Source organism: Aquamicrobium sp. LC103 (assembly GCF_001014615.2).
Lineage (GTDB): Bacteria > Pseudomonadota > Alphaproteobacteria > Rhizobiales > Rhizobiaceae > LBCQ02.
In genome coordinates this window covers 359,086-374,228 of record NZ_LBCQ02000005.1, presented here as the reverse complement: position 1 = coordinate 374,228, position 15,143 = coordinate 359,086, and the positions used below count along the sequence as shown (strand labels likewise).

At 59.8% G+C, this 15,143-nt stretch carries 30 protein-coding genes; 4 read left to right on the top strand and 26 right to left on the bottom strand.

The genetic code is table 11. The features are described from left to right. Positions 1 to 36: 36 nt before the first annotated feature. From XW59_RS12470 to XW59_RS12420, 11 genes are read right to left on the bottom strand one after another with little or no spacing between them, the layout of a single operon-like run. The gene (locus XW59_RS12470; RefSeq protein ID WP_047145008.1) at positions 37 to 456 is read right to left on the bottom strand and encodes a DUF3168 domain-containing protein; all 420 of its coding nucleotides are present in this window, start codon (positions 454 to 456) and stop codon (positions 37 to 39) included. Continuing rightward, on the bottom strand, positions 453 to 872 hold the full coding sequence (locus tag XW59_RS12465; RefSeq protein WP_047145009.1) for an HK97-gp10 family putative phage morphogenesis protein: 420 nt from the start codon (positions 870 to 872) through the stop codon (positions 453 to 455). Before XW59_RS12465 ends, XW59_RS12470 begins: the two co-directional genes overlap by 4 nt. Continuing rightward, positions 869 to 1,207: a head-tail adaptor protein gene (locus XW59_RS12460; protein ID WP_082137519.1), complete on the bottom strand. Its 339-nt coding sequence runs from the start codon at positions 1,205 to 1,207 to the stop codon at positions 869 to 871. The genes XW59_RS12465 and XW59_RS12460 overlap by 4 nt, the downstream gene beginning before the upstream one ends. Beyond that, on the bottom strand, positions 1,191 to 1,397 hold the full coding sequence (locus XW59_RS12455) for a hypothetical protein (protein WP_047145011.1): 207 nt from the start codon (positions 1,395 to 1,397) through the stop codon (positions 1,191 to 1,193). The genes XW59_RS12460 and XW59_RS12455 overlap by 17 nt, the downstream gene beginning before the upstream one ends. Continuing rightward, positions 1,397 to 2,002 (bottom strand): head-tail connector protein, encoded by a 606-nt coding sequence (locus tag XW59_RS12450; protein WP_047145012.1) that lies wholly within the window; start codon positions 2,000 to 2,002, stop codon positions 1,397 to 1,399. The genes XW59_RS12455 and XW59_RS12450 overlap by 1 nt, the downstream gene beginning before the upstream one ends. Positions 2,003 to 2,006: 4 nt before the next feature. Further along, positions 2,007 to 2,204 carry a hypothetical protein gene (locus XW59_RS12445; RefSeq protein ID WP_047145013.1) on the bottom strand — a complete coding sequence of 66 codons (198 nt, stop codon included), beginning with the start codon at positions 2,202 to 2,204 and terminating at the stop codon, positions 2,007 to 2,009. A 59-nt stretch (positions 2,205 to 2,263) separates the two neighbouring features. Beyond that, on the bottom strand, positions 2,264 to 3,535 hold the full coding sequence (locus XW59_RS12440) for a phage major capsid protein (RefSeq protein ID WP_047145014.1): 1,272 nt from the start codon (positions 3,533 to 3,535) through the stop codon (positions 2,264 to 2,266). A gap of 45 nt (positions 3,536 to 3,580) precedes the next feature. Then, entirely contained in the window at positions 3,581 to 4,171 is a 591-nt protein-coding gene (locus XW59_RS12435; protein ID WP_047145279.1) for an HK97 family phage prohead protease, read from the bottom strand. Next, positions 4,161 to 5,465 (bottom strand): phage portal protein, encoded by a 1,305-nt coding sequence (locus XW59_RS12430; RefSeq protein ID WP_047145015.1) that lies wholly within the window; start codon positions 5,463 to 5,465, stop codon positions 4,161 to 4,163. Before XW59_RS12430 ends, XW59_RS12435 begins: the two co-directional genes overlap by 11 nt. Then, a complete protein-coding gene (locus tag XW59_RS12425; protein WP_047145016.1) occupies positions 5,465 to 7,186 on the bottom strand; it encodes a terminase large subunit in 1,722 nt (573 codons plus the stop codon). Before XW59_RS12425 ends, XW59_RS12430 begins: the two co-directional genes overlap by 1 nt. Then, complete coding sequence (locus XW59_RS12420; protein WP_052958090.1) at positions 7,183 to 7,611, bottom strand: hypothetical protein; 429 nt, start codon at positions 7,609 to 7,611, stop codon at positions 7,183 to 7,185. Before XW59_RS12420 ends, XW59_RS12425 begins: the two co-directional genes overlap by 4 nt. A gap of 156 nt (positions 7,612 to 7,767) precedes the next feature. Between XW59_RS12420 and XW59_RS12415 the strand changes: the two genes are divergently transcribed. Further along, the gene (locus XW59_RS12415; protein WP_047145017.1) at positions 7,768 to 8,286 is read left to right on the top strand and encodes a hypothetical protein; all 519 of its coding nucleotides are present in this window, start codon (positions 7,768 to 7,770) and stop codon (positions 8,284 to 8,286) included. A gap of 16 nt (positions 8,287 to 8,302) precedes the next feature. On the opposite strand, the gene XW59_RS12410 is transcribed toward XW59_RS12415, so the two are convergent. Next, complete coding sequence (locus XW59_RS12410; RefSeq protein WP_047145018.1) at positions 8,303 to 8,680, bottom strand: hypothetical protein; 378 nt, start codon at positions 8,678 to 8,680, stop codon at positions 8,303 to 8,305. Beyond that, positions 8,677 to 9,570, bottom strand: a complete 894-nt coding sequence (locus XW59_RS12405) for a hypothetical protein (RefSeq protein WP_047145019.1) — start codon at positions 9,568 to 9,570, stop codon at positions 8,677 to 8,679. The genes XW59_RS12410 and XW59_RS12405 overlap by 4 nt, the downstream gene beginning before the upstream one ends. Before the next feature lie 180 nt (positions 9,571 to 9,750). On the opposite strand from XW59_RS12405, the gene XW59_RS12400 reads away from it, so the two are divergent. Beyond that, positions 9,751 to 10,356, top strand: coding sequence for a hypothetical protein (locus XW59_RS12400; protein ID WP_047145281.1), 606 nt, complete (start codon positions 9,751 to 9,753; stop codon positions 10,354 to 10,356). A gap of 44 nt (positions 10,357 to 10,400) precedes the next feature. Here the strand turns inward: XW59_RS12400 and XW59_RS12395 are convergent, their stop codons facing one another. Then, the gene (locus XW59_RS12395; RefSeq protein WP_047145020.1) at positions 10,401 to 10,610 is read right to left on the bottom strand and encodes a hypothetical protein; all 210 of its coding nucleotides are present in this window, start codon (positions 10,608 to 10,610) and stop codon (positions 10,401 to 10,403) included. A gap of 105 nt (positions 10,611 to 10,715) precedes the next feature. Between XW59_RS12395 and XW59_RS12390 the strand changes: the two genes are divergently transcribed. Together XW59_RS12390 and XW59_RS12385 are read left to right on the top strand one after the other, a co-directional pair. Continuing rightward, the gene (locus XW59_RS12390) at positions 10,716 to 10,961 is read left to right on the top strand and encodes a BrnT family toxin (RefSeq protein WP_047145021.1); all 246 of its coding nucleotides are present in this window, start codon (positions 10,716 to 10,718) and stop codon (positions 10,959 to 10,961) included. Then, positions 10,961 to 11,305, top strand: a complete 345-nt coding sequence (locus tag XW59_RS12385) for a BrnA antitoxin family protein (protein ID WP_047145022.1) — start codon at positions 10,961 to 10,963, stop codon at positions 11,303 to 11,305. The genes XW59_RS12390 and XW59_RS12385 overlap by 1 nt, the downstream gene beginning before the upstream one ends. A gap of 15 nt (positions 11,306 to 11,320) precedes the next feature. On the opposite strand, the gene XW59_RS12380 is transcribed toward XW59_RS12385, so the two are convergent. From XW59_RS12380 to XW59_RS12335, 12 genes are read right to left on the bottom strand one after another with little or no spacing between them, the layout of a single operon-like run. Next, on the bottom strand, positions 11,321 to 12,001 hold the full coding sequence (locus XW59_RS12380; protein ID WP_047145023.1) for a hypothetical protein: 681 nt from the start codon (positions 11,999 to 12,001) through the stop codon (positions 11,321 to 11,323). Then, a complete protein-coding gene (locus XW59_RS12375; RefSeq protein ID WP_047145024.1) occupies positions 11,998 to 12,420 on the bottom strand; it encodes a hypothetical protein in 423 nt (140 codons plus the stop codon). The genes XW59_RS12380 and XW59_RS12375 overlap by 4 nt, the downstream gene beginning before the upstream one ends. A gap of 17 nt (positions 12,421 to 12,437) precedes the next feature. Then, complete coding sequence (locus XW59_RS12370; RefSeq protein WP_047145025.1) at positions 12,438 to 12,629, bottom strand: hypothetical protein; 192 nt, start codon at positions 12,627 to 12,629, stop codon at positions 12,438 to 12,440. Further along, positions 12,626 to 12,790, bottom strand: a complete 165-nt coding sequence (locus XW59_RS29340; protein WP_170990140.1) for a hypothetical protein — start codon at positions 12,788 to 12,790, stop codon at positions 12,626 to 12,628. Before XW59_RS29340 ends, XW59_RS12370 begins: the two co-directional genes overlap by 4 nt. Beyond that, a complete protein-coding gene (locus tag XW59_RS12365; RefSeq protein WP_136068138.1) occupies positions 12,787 to 12,966 on the bottom strand; it encodes a hypothetical protein in 180 nt (59 codons plus the stop codon). Before XW59_RS12365 ends, XW59_RS29340 begins: the two co-directional genes overlap by 4 nt. Continuing rightward, entirely contained in the window at positions 12,963 to 13,259 is a 297-nt protein-coding gene (locus tag XW59_RS12360; protein WP_047145026.1) for a DUF6074 family protein, read from the bottom strand. The genes XW59_RS12365 and XW59_RS12360 overlap by 4 nt, the downstream gene beginning before the upstream one ends. Beyond that, positions 13,249 to 13,767 (bottom strand): hypothetical protein, encoded by a 519-nt coding sequence (locus XW59_RS12355; RefSeq protein ID WP_052958092.1) that lies wholly within the window; start codon positions 13,765 to 13,767, stop codon positions 13,249 to 13,251. Before XW59_RS12355 ends, XW59_RS12360 begins: the two co-directional genes overlap by 11 nt. Before the next feature lie 38 nt (positions 13,768 to 13,805). After that, entirely contained in the window at positions 13,806 to 13,964 is a 159-nt protein-coding gene (locus XW59_RS29335) for a hypothetical protein (RefSeq protein ID WP_170990139.1), read from the bottom strand. Between the two features lie 41 nt (positions 13,965 to 14,005). Next, entirely contained in the window at positions 14,006 to 14,206 is a 201-nt protein-coding gene (locus XW59_RS12350; protein WP_047145028.1) for a hypothetical protein, read from the bottom strand. Beyond that, a complete protein-coding gene (locus tag XW59_RS12345; RefSeq protein WP_047145029.1) occupies positions 14,203 to 14,493 on the bottom strand; it encodes a hypothetical protein in 291 nt (96 codons plus the stop codon). Before XW59_RS12345 ends, XW59_RS12350 begins: the two co-directional genes overlap by 4 nt. Further along, positions 14,490 to 14,873: a hypothetical protein gene (locus XW59_RS12340; RefSeq protein WP_047145030.1), complete on the bottom strand. Its 384-nt coding sequence runs from the start codon at positions 14,871 to 14,873 to the stop codon at positions 14,490 to 14,492. Before XW59_RS12340 ends, XW59_RS12345 begins: the two co-directional genes overlap by 4 nt. Then, positions 14,873 to 15,079, bottom strand: coding sequence for a DNA-binding protein (locus XW59_RS12335; RefSeq protein WP_052958093.1), 207 nt, complete (start codon positions 15,077 to 15,079; stop codon positions 14,873 to 14,875). The genes XW59_RS12340 and XW59_RS12335 overlap by 1 nt, the downstream gene beginning before the upstream one ends. Between the last annotated feature and the right edge of the window lie 64 nt (positions 15,080 to 15,143).

Sequence of the window (15,143 nt, the reverse complement as noted above, 5' to 3'; positions counted from 1 at the left end):
GTCCCGCGGCCGAGGGTTGATTGTCAGGAATGCGTGTCAGGCTGGCTGTGTCTCGACCAGCAGGACAAGGCGCGCGCGGCGTGTGAGGCCGTTCGGGTCACGCGAATAGTCGATGCTTTCGACGCGCATGCGGTCGAGCACGTGGCCTTCAATTGTCAGGCCCCGCTCATGCAGAGCGATGCGGATCGCGCCCGCAATCTGCTTTGCCTCGGGAAAGCCGACGGTCTGCGTCCACACATCGATCTGGAAGTAGGTCGAGGAGCGGTCGAAGCACTCTTCGTCGATCGGTACGAGCTGGCCGGCGCCGACGGTCACGTAGGGATAAGCCGCGCCGGTGTCCACGATGCGATCAGCCTCCGGCGGCACATCGTCATAGATGCGTTCGCCCGCCTCCGTGGCGAGCGCGGTCAGTCGGGCGACAAGCGCCACCTGGATCGCATAGCTGGGATCGCTCATTGGCCTTTGACCGCATTTCGAAGCGCCTTGCGCACACCACGGCGGACGCTGCGCTGCACCTGCTTTTTCTTCAAGCGGTATGCAGGATAGAAGAACGGGTTCGCCTGCATGTTCTCGGTGCCATGCTCTTGCGCAAGGGCATAGTCGTACTCCGGCGCATTGCCCTTTTCGGAATTGCGCACGGGCTTCGTTGTCTCTGGCCCGCCGGCCTTGATCTCCACGCCGATTTCCGGGTCGGGAAGCTGCTCAGTCCTGATCGTGCCGACGAGCACGCCGTCATCTTTCGGAGCTAGCGACCGCTGAAGCATGTTGATTTCGCGCCCACCTAGCATGAGGTCGGCCTTCGCACGTTTGCGTATGGCATCGGGAATACGCTCCAGGCGGCGGCGCAGGCGGTCGAGATTCTTGATCTTCATGCCGGAGCGCCCCGTTCAACGACGAGATAGACCCATTGCCGGTCGGTCTCGGCATCGACCTCCTTTATGGAGTACGCCGTGCCGGTACGGGCATCGCGCATCCGCCAATCCTGTTTAATCGTGCGGGTCAATGAGCAGGAGCGTACCCGAACCTTCAGCACGCCACGGCCTTCGAGGCGCGCGGCCATGACCGATTCGCCGCCGCCGGCATAGATGAACGCCGCGCGACGTGTGAACTGCCCGACGAAACCTGATTGCCAGTTGCCTGCACCGTCGTTGACACGCCCCCGCTTGTCGAACGCGACACGATGACGAAGGTCACCCGCGCCCGGCATCGGCGTCCTCCTCGGCCTCATCTACCTTCGCGGCCTTGCGCGGCGGGTCGATCTCGACTGCCTTGCCTTTAGCGACTGCCTCGTCAGCGCATTCGCGGCGCACGGTCAATTCCATGCCTTCCTTGTAGGCGATGGTCGACATCGGCGTAGGCCGATAATCGAAATCGGCGGTAAAGCGGAGACGGGCCATCAGGCTATCCTCCCAACCCGGAACTGATTGATGATGTGACCAAAGCTGAATTCCAGTTCGGTCGTGATGTTGCCAACATTGACCGTCTCCCGGTTTTCGTTCCAATGCGCGATGAGCATCAGCATCGCCACGCGAAGGCTTTCCGGTATCATGGAGCGGTCGACGTCCTCTTCCTCGGTACCCGCATAACCGCCTACAAAGCGGACCTTGACCGCGCCAATCTGTGCGCGTGTACCGGGCCAGGACGTGCCGAAGGCCGGCGAGATGCGGGCTTCCATGAAGCCGCGCCGCCATTGATATGCGGACGGCGGAAGCGTCTGCTCGTTGCCTGCACCGTCCACGTAGGTGATGCTATCGATCGAAAGCACCGGCCCCATGGGGATCCGGATTTCGGCCGGAAAGCTGTCGAGGGACATCGACCATGGCGCTGCCATGATCGCGAGGCCGTAGCCCTCAGGTCCCTCGATCATCTCACGAGCTGCCTTGATGCAGCGTTTCAGGAAGGCGTCATCGTCACCGCTGTCGATGCGACATTGCTCCTTCACCTCTTCAAGTGTCAGAGCCTCCGCCTTCGGCTGCTCAAGTCGCTCGATCCGGTCCCACATGGGCTCAGGCCTTCGGCTTGTCGGAATCCGGGTTCTTCGCCGCGGTCTCGGGTGCCGGCCCTTTCACGGCTTTTTCGGCGCCTTCCGAGCGATATGGCGATGCCTTCTTCGCCTTGAACAGCGTCTCGGCTTCCTTCACTGCAACGGAACGCACGTCGCCCGTCAGGTGCATTTTCACTTTGATCGTCTTGGGTATGCTCATTTCCGGTCTCCTTTGGTTCATGAAGCGGGCGGCCAACCGCCCGCCGTGATGAGCCAAACTTAGGCCAGGGCGAGGTGCTTGACGGCGCGGCCGTCCAGAAGCTCGCCATCGAGGCGCATGAAGGCGATGAAGCCTACCTGGAGGTTGTCCATGTAGCGCTCGCGCAGCGCGACCATCTGCATCTGGCCGACGCGGCGAACCACATACTTGCTGTGGTCGCCGAAGATCACCGCACGGTTGCCGGTGGCGATCGAGGCCATGGCCTGGTTGATCTTGTACGGCTTGCCGAGGAGCGTGGCCGGTGCACCGGTCTTCACGTCGCCCATCTGCCAGAGGTAGTTGTTCTGGCCATCCTTGAGCTTGCGGATCGCAGCCAAGGTCAGGTCGTTGAACTGCCAGTAGCAGCGCGGCGATTCACGATAGGCGGGATCGACGGAGTGCTGCAGGTCTATCAGTTCATCCGCAGCGATGGCATCCACCGCAGCGGCGGTCAGGCCGAGCGAGGAGGCCGTGACCACGCCATGCGGCTTGTTGGTGCCGTCGCCGACGGTCAGCACTTCGTTTCCGGTCCGACCGAGGCGTTCGCCGAAGAGTTCGCTCAGCAGGCCTTCCATGGAGAAGTAGCTATCCTGCAGAAGCTCCAGCGACACCTTCACCACCTTGGAGTCGTAGACGTAGGCGTTGAGCGTCTTCTGCCCGAGCACCACGTCGCCACTGCCGTCGTCGGTCACGGCGCCGTTCTCGGTGTGCTGCTCACCGCGCTCGGCGGTGTCGTCGCTCGTCGGCCAGGGGATCGGGTTGCCGGTCGCGGTCGGATATTGCCGAGCGACGTTCTCGTCGAGCATCGGACCCCACGCGGCAAGCGCTTTGTCGATCTCGCCCGAGAAGCCTTCGGGGATGAGGTAACCACCAGCGGCGCCGGGTGCCGTCGCCTGAGCGCGAACATCGACGTCCTTGTCGCGATTGCGACCGTGCATGAGGACGCCGCGTTCCTCGACCGACAGGTCGGCGACACCGAAGCGCATGGCCTTGGTGAAGACGTCCTTGTATTCGACCGTCTCTTCCTCGGCATCGCTGCGGGCCTCGCCATTGTCGCCTTTCGGCCGGCGAGGATCGCCAGCATTGGCACGCTTCTCGGCCTCCTCGAGTTTCTGCAGGCGCTCCATGCGCACGCCGATCTTGTCGTGGTCGGCCATCATGGCATCGAACTCACGCTCGATCTCGGCGGCGCGTTCGGCCGGCGTGTCGTCCTTGATTTCATCGAACTTGGCGCGGGCATTGGTGGCAATACGAGCCTGCTGCTCGCGCAGCTCTTTAAGCTGTACAGTCATGGTATTCCTCGTGTGTTTGGGAAGGGGGATAGGCAGCAGCAGGCGCTACTTGCCGTTCTCTCGCTCCTTCAGGGCGAGGTTCATCTTCATGCGCAGCCTGGCGGACGCGGCATGAAAGTTGTGGGCCTTGCGCTGCTGTTCGCGATGCTTCTCTAGCGAGCGCAGGCCGATCTCGGTTCCATCGTAGGCGGGATCGGTGACGATCGAGACGTCGAACAGGTCGAGCTCATAGACATGGCGGATCGGAATCTCGCTGGTCTCGTCCCACTCCTGACGTGTGGCGCGGAACGCGAATGACATCTTGTCGAGATCGCCGCGCTTCATCTTCGGCACGATGCGAGCGACGTCCGGATCGCTGTTGTCGAGCGCGCTTTCGATCCTGAGGCCATGGTCATCTTCGGCCAGAATGAGAGTGCCCGAGCGCGTGCGCGCCAACGGCAGGCCCGCATGGTTGATTAGGAAGGAGACGTCGTCCCGACCAATCGCGGCCCGGAAGGCGCCGGGATGGATGATCTCACGGAAGTAACCGCCGATATCGGCTTCCTGATTGAAGACGGCAGCGTAGCCGGTCACCTTGACCGAGCTGTCGTCGGCACGAATTTCAGCAGGCAGGCCGCCGCGGATTTCACGCTGCATCTTTCTCGTCTCCGTTATCGTCGAGAGCGGGGCCGCCATTGTGGCCGAGCCCATGCTGACCGAGTTTGTCGATCTGCTGCATAGCGCCCTGCATGTGAAGCTGGCTCGCCGCGCCGCCCATCCTCTGCCGGTTCTCCATCTCGCGAGCTTCGTCGGGTGTCATCTGGCCAGTGGTGATGGCGCGGCCATAGCCTTCCATCCTCGTCTTGAAGTCACCGCGCAGAAGGCCGTCGACGTTGGCTTCGGCGTATTGCTTGCCGTTCCCACGCCCAAAAAGCTTCAGGTTCAGCTCCTGCTCGAACTGTTCGATCCACCGCGTCAGCGTGTGCTTGGTCAGCATCAGGTCCTGCTGCTCAGTGTTAGAAAAAGTGCCGTGCGTCAGATCCTGAAGGAAGACGGGAGGCAGCGAGTAGATGCGCGCCACCTGCTCGATGATGAAGCGCTGGAGCTCAACGAGCTGCGATTTTTCCAGATCGGTACCGAGAGACTTTATGTCGTGGCCGTCCGGAAGGGCGAGCGCTAGGCGGCTCTCCTTCGCCGCTGTCTTCACTGCCGCCGACATGTCATCACTGGATCGCTGGAGAGCACCGGGCGAGTGCATCGGCCCCGTGATGGCGAAGGGTGGGACGCCGCCATTCTGGAAGAACTTGGAGCCGTACTTCGTAGCTGCTTGCGCGAGGCCGACCACGTCCTTGTTCGTCATGATCGGCGAACGGTGATTGAGGCCGTCCGCCTTCAGCATGAACGGTATGTCGATCACCTCCGCTGCCTCATATCGGAGAAGGCGACGACCATCGCGATGCTCGTAGAACCGCCGCCCATCCTGACGCTTGACCGTCGTCTTGCCGGGATCGAGCGGCCACAGATTGATCGGCTTCCTCGCCGCGGTGCGCTCGACGAAGGTGTAGGAGCGCCCACCGGTGAAGACCTGGTCGAAGCAGTACTTGCGCCAATCGAACGATGAGACCTCATCATTCACCGCATCATGGAGGATGGCGGCGAGCCCGCCTTTAACTCGTTCACGCCCCTCGTTGGTCCTCCGGTATAGATGGAGCGGCAGGGCGGCGAGCGTGCCGGAGAGGAAGTTCACGGCGGCCCAGATCGCCGGCACGCCCAAGGCGCTCTCGATGCTGACGCGCTCACCTGAAGCTGCCTTGCCCCAATCCCAGCCCAACAGTTCGACCACATTGGCGGCGGAAATCGGAACTTTCGGGTCCTCGATCGACGCCCGCTTGTCGAGGGCTGCGCCTACAGCGGCTTCAAGCCGCCGCTGGCTCGGTCCGAAGATGCCCATCATACCACCTGATATTTGAAGTTAGGATCGTCCCAAGGGGACGTGGGTTTGACATAGGCCGCCGGATTGCGGCTCATGAGCTTCGCCGCGTTGAGCATTGCAATGAACGGGTCGATCTTCGCCGAGCCCGACACCTGCTTGGTGATCGCACGAGCCGAGCCTTTCAGGATTTCCTTGGCATTACCAACCGCCCAGGCCATCACCGACTGACCGGCGTGCTTCAGGGAGCCGTCAGCAAGCTTGCGCGCCACGCCAACGATTACATCATTCAGGAAACCACCCTGGCCGATACCGGTGATCGTCCCGCCATTGGCGTCTGTATCGAACCTAGCCTCGATGAGCGCATCCACCAGGGCGGGTAGACCGAGCTTGTCGACACCGATGCCTTCCTTCTCGGGGAGGAGACCCGCATCGCGCACCTGGCAGCAGATCGCGACAACCTCCTCAAGGTCCTGCGTCGGCTTCTCGCAGAACACCAGCTCCGGTGGCTCTGCCTTAGCGAAGTCGCGAAGCTGCTCGGCGATTTCCTTTCGGCGTTTAAGAACGATCGGGTGAGCCCAGACCTTCGACCAGACAAGCCAGTGACGCGTTTCCTTCTCACGGCCGATCACCGACAGGCCGAGCAGATCGTCAAGCCCGCCACCGTCGATGCCGATCGTCGCGACCTCGCAGCGTTCCAACAGGCTTTCGAGAGTCAGCCCAGGCTCTGTGGCATCCAGCCAGTAGTCCGTTCCCGACCAGCGGTCACGTCGGTTGCGCAGGCCAATCTCTACATTCAGGTGCTTGGCGAGGAAGGTCTGAAGGTCCTCGCCTTCCTCACCGTCGCCTCGCTGCAACTGTTGCAGCTTGTTCTCCAGCCACGATTGCCGCACCGACCGCCCGAGGTTCGGATTGGTCATGTAAAAGGTCTTCGGGTCCAGATGCTTCTCAGCCTCGATCATCTCGGGCGGGTGCTCGTAGATCACCGGCAAGAATCGCGGATCATCGATCACTCCGTCGCGGACGTCGCGCGCATAGGCCAGCTTTTCCTTGAATACGCCCGCCGGCTGCTCGTCGCTCTGCGTCGACAGGTAGATGACAAATCCCTCGGGCCTCGACACCAACCCGCCAGTTGCCTCCTGCAGCATCGCGCCGGCGCCATCACGCTTGCCGAACATCCACACCTCGTCGACGAGGATGAACGCCGCCTTCTTGCCGCCGACCGTCTCCGAATCCGCCGCAACGATCTTCAGCACCGCATTTGTGCGGCGGTGCCTGATCGTTCTCACATTCTCCTGCACGTGTAGCAGATCGACCAGCTCCGGGTCGGCGTAGACCATGTCGCGGGCCGGTTCGAAGGAGTTCTTTGCGACCTCGATTGTCGGCGCCAGGATGTTCAGTTCTGCCGACAGACGCCAGTTGATGATCAACGCGGTGAGCATGATTCCGGCCGCGATCGTCGACTTGGTATTCTTCTTGCTGATCAGCAGGAAGAACTCCTCGATCAGCCTCTCACCAGTTTCATGGTCATAGGCACCGAAGATCGCGCGAACGAAGTCGAACACCCATTCGTCGCTGCACTCGCCAAAGGTCGGGCTGCCGGCGATGTCGACGACGCGCAACGACTTGAAGACAGCCAGCGCATCTTCCGCTTCATTGGGAAACAGCGGATCGGGGATAAGAGATCTCCGTTCGACGATGCGCTCCCGCCAGTCCAGGCAGGCCGTGCTCCACTCCTTCATTTGCCGTTGTTGACGATCAGCTTGGGCGGCTGTCGGGTCGCGAACTTACCCCCCACGTTCTCGGCCGCGATCCTGCGCTCTTCCTTCTTCCCGAGCTTGGGTTCCTTCTTGCCACGGCTGTTAACCGCCTCGGATGCCGCAGCGACCCTGCCCATTTCCTCGAGCTTCTTGATGGCCGCGACATTGCCGCCACGTGCTGCGTCGAACATCAGGCCGATAACCTCCTTCCGCCGCTGGGCATGACCATCGGCGAGTTCGTCAGCGAAATGCTTGCGCAAGGTGTCCGGATCGATGTTCAGCGCCCGGGCGATCGTGTTGTCGCTCTCGCCGCAGAATTTCATCTGCTCGACCGTCTTCCGATCCTCGATCGAAGGACGATAAACAGGACGTCCCCGCGTTCGCGTGGTCTTCGATTTTTCGGTCATTCAGGAATTCCGGCTGAAATTTCGATCCGGCGGAAAAAATTATGCGAATGTGGGGGGCGCGGGTCTAGGCGGCGAGGGCTTCCGAACCTTCACCTACCCCCCTTGCGGGACAAGGCATCACAATCCACGATTGGGCCAGGTGAAGGAGTTGCTGATATGAGATTGCCATATGTCGATCAGTACAGAGCGCCATTCGTTGAGCCGATTGGCCATCTGGCAATGCAGGCGGCATATGCCGACAATAACCTTTTCGCCTTGATCGCAGAATGCTCAAAGGCAGATCTCGCGTTTACTGTGACAATCGATACTGCGGCGCACGAGCTTAGAGTATGGAACGAGGATGCTAAGTCTTTTGCATCTCAGCGCATTGCTCTGATTGTCGACCCCGGGTTGCGGAATGAAGCGCTGGACGCGCTATCCCGATACGGCTCCCTAAAGACAAAGCGTCATCGGGCCATACACGACGCGGTGGACGTGGCGATTTTCGGAAACGATGAGGTGGGCTACGCCCCAAAACCCATCCAGATCGAGTATCGAAAGGTCAGCAAGACGACAACGGAATCATGGGAGAACAAAATTACCCCGGAGATGATCGCATCACTGGCATGCGAGATGCACGAATTGCAGAAGGATATTGACCACATCACTTACGTACTCGGTCGCGTGGAAGAGTAAGTTCGCCACCAAGCTCTTAGTACCACACGCCCTTGATCTCGCCTTGCTCCTCCGCCTGCTTCACACTGTCGTGGTAGGCCTTGCTCACCGCCATCAAGTTCGCCTCATCCCAGAACAATTCGGGGTCGCCGCGGTGCGGCTTCACGTGGTCGACCACCGGACTGTTCGGCGCCGGGTGCTTCCCAGTGAGTAGCACGCCGGTCTTCTGGCAGGTGTAGAGGTCGCGCTGCAGGATGCGACGACGGAGCCTCTGCCATTCTGCCGTCTTGTACCAGGCGCGCCATGGGCTGCTGTTGATGCGCTGCCTGTCACGTTCAAGCTCGTTCTTAGGGCTGGCGCCAATGCGGTGAGTTAGGCTGCCAAGGCGAGGCTCCACCGTAGCGAGCCGTCTCATGGCCGGACTGCATCCCATAAGCGGCGCCATGATCCCTTGGGCTTGGAGCGGATCATAACATGCGCGTCGCGCCATCGCTTGTGATGGTCATGATCTGGAATCAAGTATTCGTAGCCAGGCTGTATTTTCCCAGGCTCATTCAACAGGGGCAGCGACCTTCGCTCTCGTCGGGACGCGTGCTCTCTGATGCTCTCGCCATATTCGAGGAGATCGCGACCGAGTATGCCAGCGAAAAATAGCAGATCATCGATGATGTCGACAAAGCCGTGGCATAAGTCACGAAATCTCGTGTCCTGACCCGTAGGAGTCTCGATCGCTAGATATTTCAATACGGCTTGCTCGAGCGGCTGCTGTTCAAGGTCTCGTCGCACGGCTCTGAAATCTGCCGTTAGGGCTGTCATTGCCTGCTCGGCTTGTACTAATTCCGCCAGCGCACCAAGAGGACGTCCATTGAGTGCCAACTTTCCATAGATCAGGTCGGCTAAGGCATTGATTGGAAAGAAGACCGTTGGGGGTGTCTGAAAATGGAGGGCGACCTCAACGACTTCCGTCCGCTCTCCAGCGTCGACTACTCGTTGACGTTGCTCATCCCATCGTTCTTTTGCCGGAAGATGATACTGCTTCTTCACGGCTGCGGCCTGATTGATGACGACGGTAGTTAAACTATGGGCCGCATTGACTGCCATGAGCGCCTCGCGCCGGCGCCGATGCTTGTTTTCACGGCTGACGATACGCTGCGCGCCGACAGATCCAAAGTATGCGCCGAGCGCGCCAACTATGGCGGTCGAGCTCAGCAGAGCCCATGCGGCTTGCTGAGACTGAATCAGCCGACCAAAAGACGACCAGGCGTCAATCGCCGAGGTTAAAAGAGCTTCTAAGCCTTCCATCATCTGCTTGCCTCCGCCTCTGGAGAGGGAAGTATAGGCGCTGGCTAATTTCTGTGGAGTGCTAGGCTGCACTTTGAACAGGATTGATCGTCAGCTTCATGGCCCGTGCCAATCAGGGGGTGACCGTTGGCTTCTTGCCCTTTGCAGACGCATGGGCGAAGCTCTCGTTTTGGGAGGATGGGCATGGGCACCAAGGAATTTGCAGGCCAGATGAAGGCCGAGATCGAGAGCCTAAAATCGCAGGGAGTGGCGGCAGTCCTTGTCGAAAACCTAATCAACTACCTATCTTTGGTCGAGCAATCGCCTGAGCCAAACCCCTCTCCCGCAGAACTCGAACGCTATAAAGCTGAGCTAGCTCAACATGCTGAGAATGTGAAGCTTATTCACGCTTCGCAGATGGAGATGTTCAGGTCCGTTATCATGTTGGGCCAGAACGCCATCCGCAGCATGACTATGATCAACGGTGGCGCCTCTGTCGCACTACTGGCATTCTTAGGACACTTGGCCAGTATTCGCTCCGAAGCTATCCCGACCTATGCCAACTGCCTGGCACCCTTTGTTGTTGGGACCTTGCTTGCCGGCCTGGTTTCAGGTGGGACCTACCTTTCACAATGGCTCTATGCCGGTGAATCTAAGTGTAAAGAGACGGCAGGATTTATCGCCAATCTAGTTGTCATCCTTCTGGGCATCGCGTCATTTGCTGCTTTCGGTGTGGGGGCGTTGTGGACATACGACGCGTTTGTCTCGACACCACCGTTCGCAGGTACAGCGGTCGTTCTGCCGAATTAGATCAGATCGGCAGATGATTTGGCCTCGTTCGTCCGCCGTCCTGATCACTTAATCCGCTCGTGCCGTTCCCTGCACTCATGCAGGCGGATGACGCCGATGAAGCATTTATGGCCGAAGCTGATGCCGTACAGGGCGGCGATCCTATGCTCCTTCCACGTGCGGAACAGCATCCGCTCGTAGCCAGCCCCGCGGCTGAATGAACCTACCGCGAAGCGCATCTGGCCGTTGTTAATTGTGCCCAAGTGAAAATTCATACCGCCGTCCTGATTGGGGGGGCCGGAACGCCCGGGAACATCCCCCCTGATTTTCCGTGTACGAAAAACATTGACCACTTTTGATTTTCCGTGTACGAAAAATACATGAACATCATTTGGGACGAACCGAAGCGCCAGACCAACCTTGCCAAGCATGGCATGGACTTCGCCGCTTTGACCGTCGAGTTTTTTGAAGCTTCCACCGTCTACCCGGCTAAGGAAGGCCGGTTTCTCGCGATTGGCGAACTCAATGGACAGATCGTCGTCGCAGTCGTGTTTAAGCCCCTCGGATCGGAAGCGATCTCTGTCGTCTCGATGCGCCCCGCGAGCAAGAAGGAAAGGAACCTGTGATGACCATCAAGTTTTCTTCCAAGCGCCCTCTGACCGATAAGGAAGAGGCTGAAATTCAGAAGATGATCGTCAGTGATCCGGACAACCCGGAAATCACCGACGAGCAGGCCAAGCAGGGCAAACCATTCAAGGAAGCCCTTCCTGAGTTGTTCGAGAGCATCCAACGGTCGCGCGGTCGTCCACGCGTCGATAACCCAAAGGAGGCCGTGACCTTGCGGCTCGACCCGGAAACCCTGGCCGCGTTCAAGGCGACCGGAAAGGACTGGCGGGCGAAGATGGTTCAGGCTCTCGATGAAGCGGCCCACAACGATAATTGGCTCAACACCGACCACAAGAAGGCATAGAAGCCGGGATTGCGATTAAGCCGCCTCTCGCCGCTCCCCATGTCGTGATTTTTGCGTGGAGCCGGGTTGATCATCGTCGCCACCAAAGCGGCTCGGCATAGCGTCCGGTGCCATCCACGCGCGCTTCGCCAGATTAGCGAATTCGCACGGGTGTTCTGCCTCGATCTGTATCATCTGTAAATCCAGCGGAAGGCGCAACAAAACGCTCTCCTTGGCGAGATGATCGCTAATCCGTTGACATGACTTCTCATTCCAGCGGTAGGTTTTTAGTCTCAACCAGCGCTTTTCTTTCGGCACTCGGGCATTTCTCGCCTTCAAGACCTTCGTCCAGACCCGGTTTCTGGCCCGACACGTGGCATAGGTGATGAGGCAGGCGCGGTGATCCTCGTCCTGAATAAAGTCGATCGGCCAGCGCAGCGCCTCAAGCGCCATGGATATGGTCTCGGCGGGTACAGCGCGGCCGGCTGCCCGCAGAATGTCCTGCCTGCGAGTTTCCTTGATGACAGCCATCGACTCGCCGTTGTTGAACGTGAGGTCGACGCGCTCGAACTCGAACGCCTCTTGCGAACTTTCAAACGTGATCGCGGCCGGCATGCCGCTTCCGGTTCCTGGAGGACCATCCTTGCGCGTGATCCGCTCGATCACTGCATAGGCCTCGATCAACCTCACCATCACGATGTCAGGCGTCCAGTTCATGCGGCTTCTTCTCCTAGGATGGTGTGAGCGATCATCACGGCCAACGCGGCACTGGTTTTCGTCATGGCTGCGCTATCGGCGCGGGCGAGCCGCTGAGCGCGATTGCGGAGCTGCCCAAGGTCGAGACGGGCGAACGCCTGAACCACGACTTGCCGGCCGCCGAGGGCAGTTCCGTGGACCTTAATGAACTGACTGACGGCAATAATTGCATCGCCATAGAAGCAGGCTGGATCAGATGCCTTGATGCACATGAGAACGAGGCCGGTGTGATCCGGCCCCGCTCTGCGCAACATCCGCGCGATGATCCTGCCGCCGTAGATGACATTCGGCGGTCTCGGCTCTCTCGCGTGCCGTGTGCGCATTACCCTGATACCGATTCCCTCGCAGAAACGGTGTGTGTTGATGCCGCGATTGATCAATGCTGCTCCTCGGTATCTCAGTTGTCGTCCGGAACGTTCAACGCTGCTTCACGCTTCTTCCGCTCGATGAACTGGCGCCGTGTTTCCCCTGGGCGCTGATCCGCCGATCGGCGCCGCGTGATGGCGACAACGGGGAAGCGTGCCGCCACACTTCCGAATAGCTTTGCCGACATCCGGCGTTCCAACTCTTCATCGCTGATTTCTGTCATGCTGCCCTCGCTCGGATCAGATTGGCCTCACGGATTGCCTCGACCGCCTGACTCGGGGACAACCCGAACTCCCTGCGGAGATACGGCATCAGCGGATGCGGCTTCCGATCATCAGGGGTGGTGGCGAGCCAGCGGGCGGCCTTCTGGATGGCATCGGTCATGGCATCGCCTCCCGCGCTTTCTGAAGTGCTGAGATCAGGGCATCGAGGTTGGCCTTGCCGAAGATGGCAATCCGCTGCTCCTGGCAGTCCCATGACTGAGACTGAGATAGCGCAACGCTGTCCTCGTCCGCTTCGACCGTGACAGCATCCTGTTGCAAGACTGCTTCGATCTTCACGCTGCGCCTCCGGTTCCTTGTCCACAGTAAGTGAGCCGCCGCAGTTCACCCTGCACGGCGTCAAAAAACTCGCGGAGCTGATCGTCAATTTCGTCGTCGGAAAGTCCTATCCGCTCCAGATGCTTCCGGTTCGCGGACATAACCTGCTTCCAGTAGAGGTCGGCATCATCGCCCTGCTTGCCGAGAAGCTTCTGAGCAGTATGGCGCACCTTCCCTATGCGTTTCGTGAGGGGGAACAGGATCACTTTGACGGGAGGCTGCCATCGGAAGAGAGGCATGTCGTCACGCTGCATCGGTCCTACCCCCTATGGTATATCTATATGTGTCGCATGGGTGCGCCTGTGGATTGCATGAATCGGGCTTCACAGGCGCATGGGTGCGACTGTGAAGGGGGTTCTCGGGCACTTTCGAAGGTTTCGTGTCGCATGGGTGCGCCTGTGTGTCGCGTGGATGCGCCTGTGTTTTGTTTTTCGATTCCCATCGCATGAAGTCTTTGGTGGGCAACTCACCGGTCACGTCGCATGGGTATTCCGTGAGCCGCCATTCGGTGACGGCCCGGTTTTTTACGTTGAAGGCGCTTGGCTTCGTCTTCGTGATGAAGCCTATTTCTGTCAGCCGAATCAAAGCACGCTTGGCCGTGTCCTTCCCCATGCCGATCTCGTCTGCCAATTCGCGGCAGCCGAGGCCGATACGGCCATTGTTGAGGCCGTCATAGCGCCACTTCACCTCGATGTAGGAACATCGCTCGATCGGCGTCAGCGCCTTCCATGCGGCGCTGCGCTTCACATAGGCCTCGATCATTATGAACTTGGATTTGCCTTTCCTTCTCTGCTTTGAGCTCACTGCATCGCCCTCCACGTAATGGCGACCCACAACGCGCAGATCGCCAGGCCGACGATGGAGCCCAGCAGGATCTGCTCGGCGGGGTGCATCGGCGCCCGAGACGCGCCCGCTGGCTGCTTGAGCCAGAGGGCAACACGGTAGAGCGCGTTGGACACTCGGAGGATCTGGACTGCCGTCCAAAGGCGAAGGAGGCGCATCAGGCGTCTCCCGGCCAGATGGCTGCGTGGGCGTCCTTGCGCACCTTGTCGGCACGCTCCCGGGCGATCCACAGGAGGGCATCGCAACGCTCACGATCCACCGCGCCGAACGCATGATCGCAGATAGTGTCCAGCAGGTGGTAAAGGTGCCGGATATCACTCTCGAGTTCGGCGAGAAGCTTTTCGTCGGGAGCGCTCATGACCGCGCCTCCCCGAACATGCCGTCCTCATCACTGAGGTCGCCATTCCGTCCGATCATCAGCATTTTGGTCCGCTTGCTAGGGCTAGGGTACAAGAACCCAACCACCATCACGCAGGCTTCGCTAGCGCCGTCCTCAAGGGCAAGGCGCTCAAGCTCACGCATGTGCCAGATGGCCTTCTCGTAAGGCGTGAGTTCAGGTTCGGCGACGGCTGGAGTGGTGACCGCAGCACCGACTGCGCCGGCAGCGGCCGTGTTGCGAAGGAACAGGCGGCGGGTGATGCTCATGCCGAGACCTCCCCGTTGATCGCGTCAACGAACTTCTTGCGGAAGGCATTGGCTCGGACTACGCAGTCGTTAACCGCAAAGTTGACCATATCCCAATGCTGGGGGCCGATCTTGATAGTGACGCAACTGTCGTCGGGGCCGCAGGGGCGGAGTTCGCTGCTCACAAGATCGGCGGCGATCCGGACCATGTTCACGAGGTCATAAACGTCGCCCTCGATGTCGTACATGCCCGAAACGATGTTCTCGTGCCTCGCTTGCCGATGGGCGGCGTCGGTGCTATTTGTAGCCACGTTCACGAATTCCTTCGCTAGGATGTTTGAACCACGGTCCGGGGAAGTTGCAGCTTCCGCCGGGCCTTTCTTTTGCAGGACTGCCGCCATTACGCGGCCCGCCCGATGTTCGCACGCAGGCCGAGCTTTTCAGCCAACGGCACGACCGGGACCATGATCTTGCCTCCAATCTTGATGGTTGGAATGTCGCCACGCTTGGCGGCATCGTAGGCTGCATTTCGAGCAAGGCCGAAAAAGAGCTTGCCAGCTTCAGGGACCGAGATCGTCGGCCGGGATAGTGCTTCGTCAACTGTCACCGCTTTAAGCCTTCCTTCACGTTTCGTGCGTAATGTGCACACCATACATGAGAGCATCTTGCGC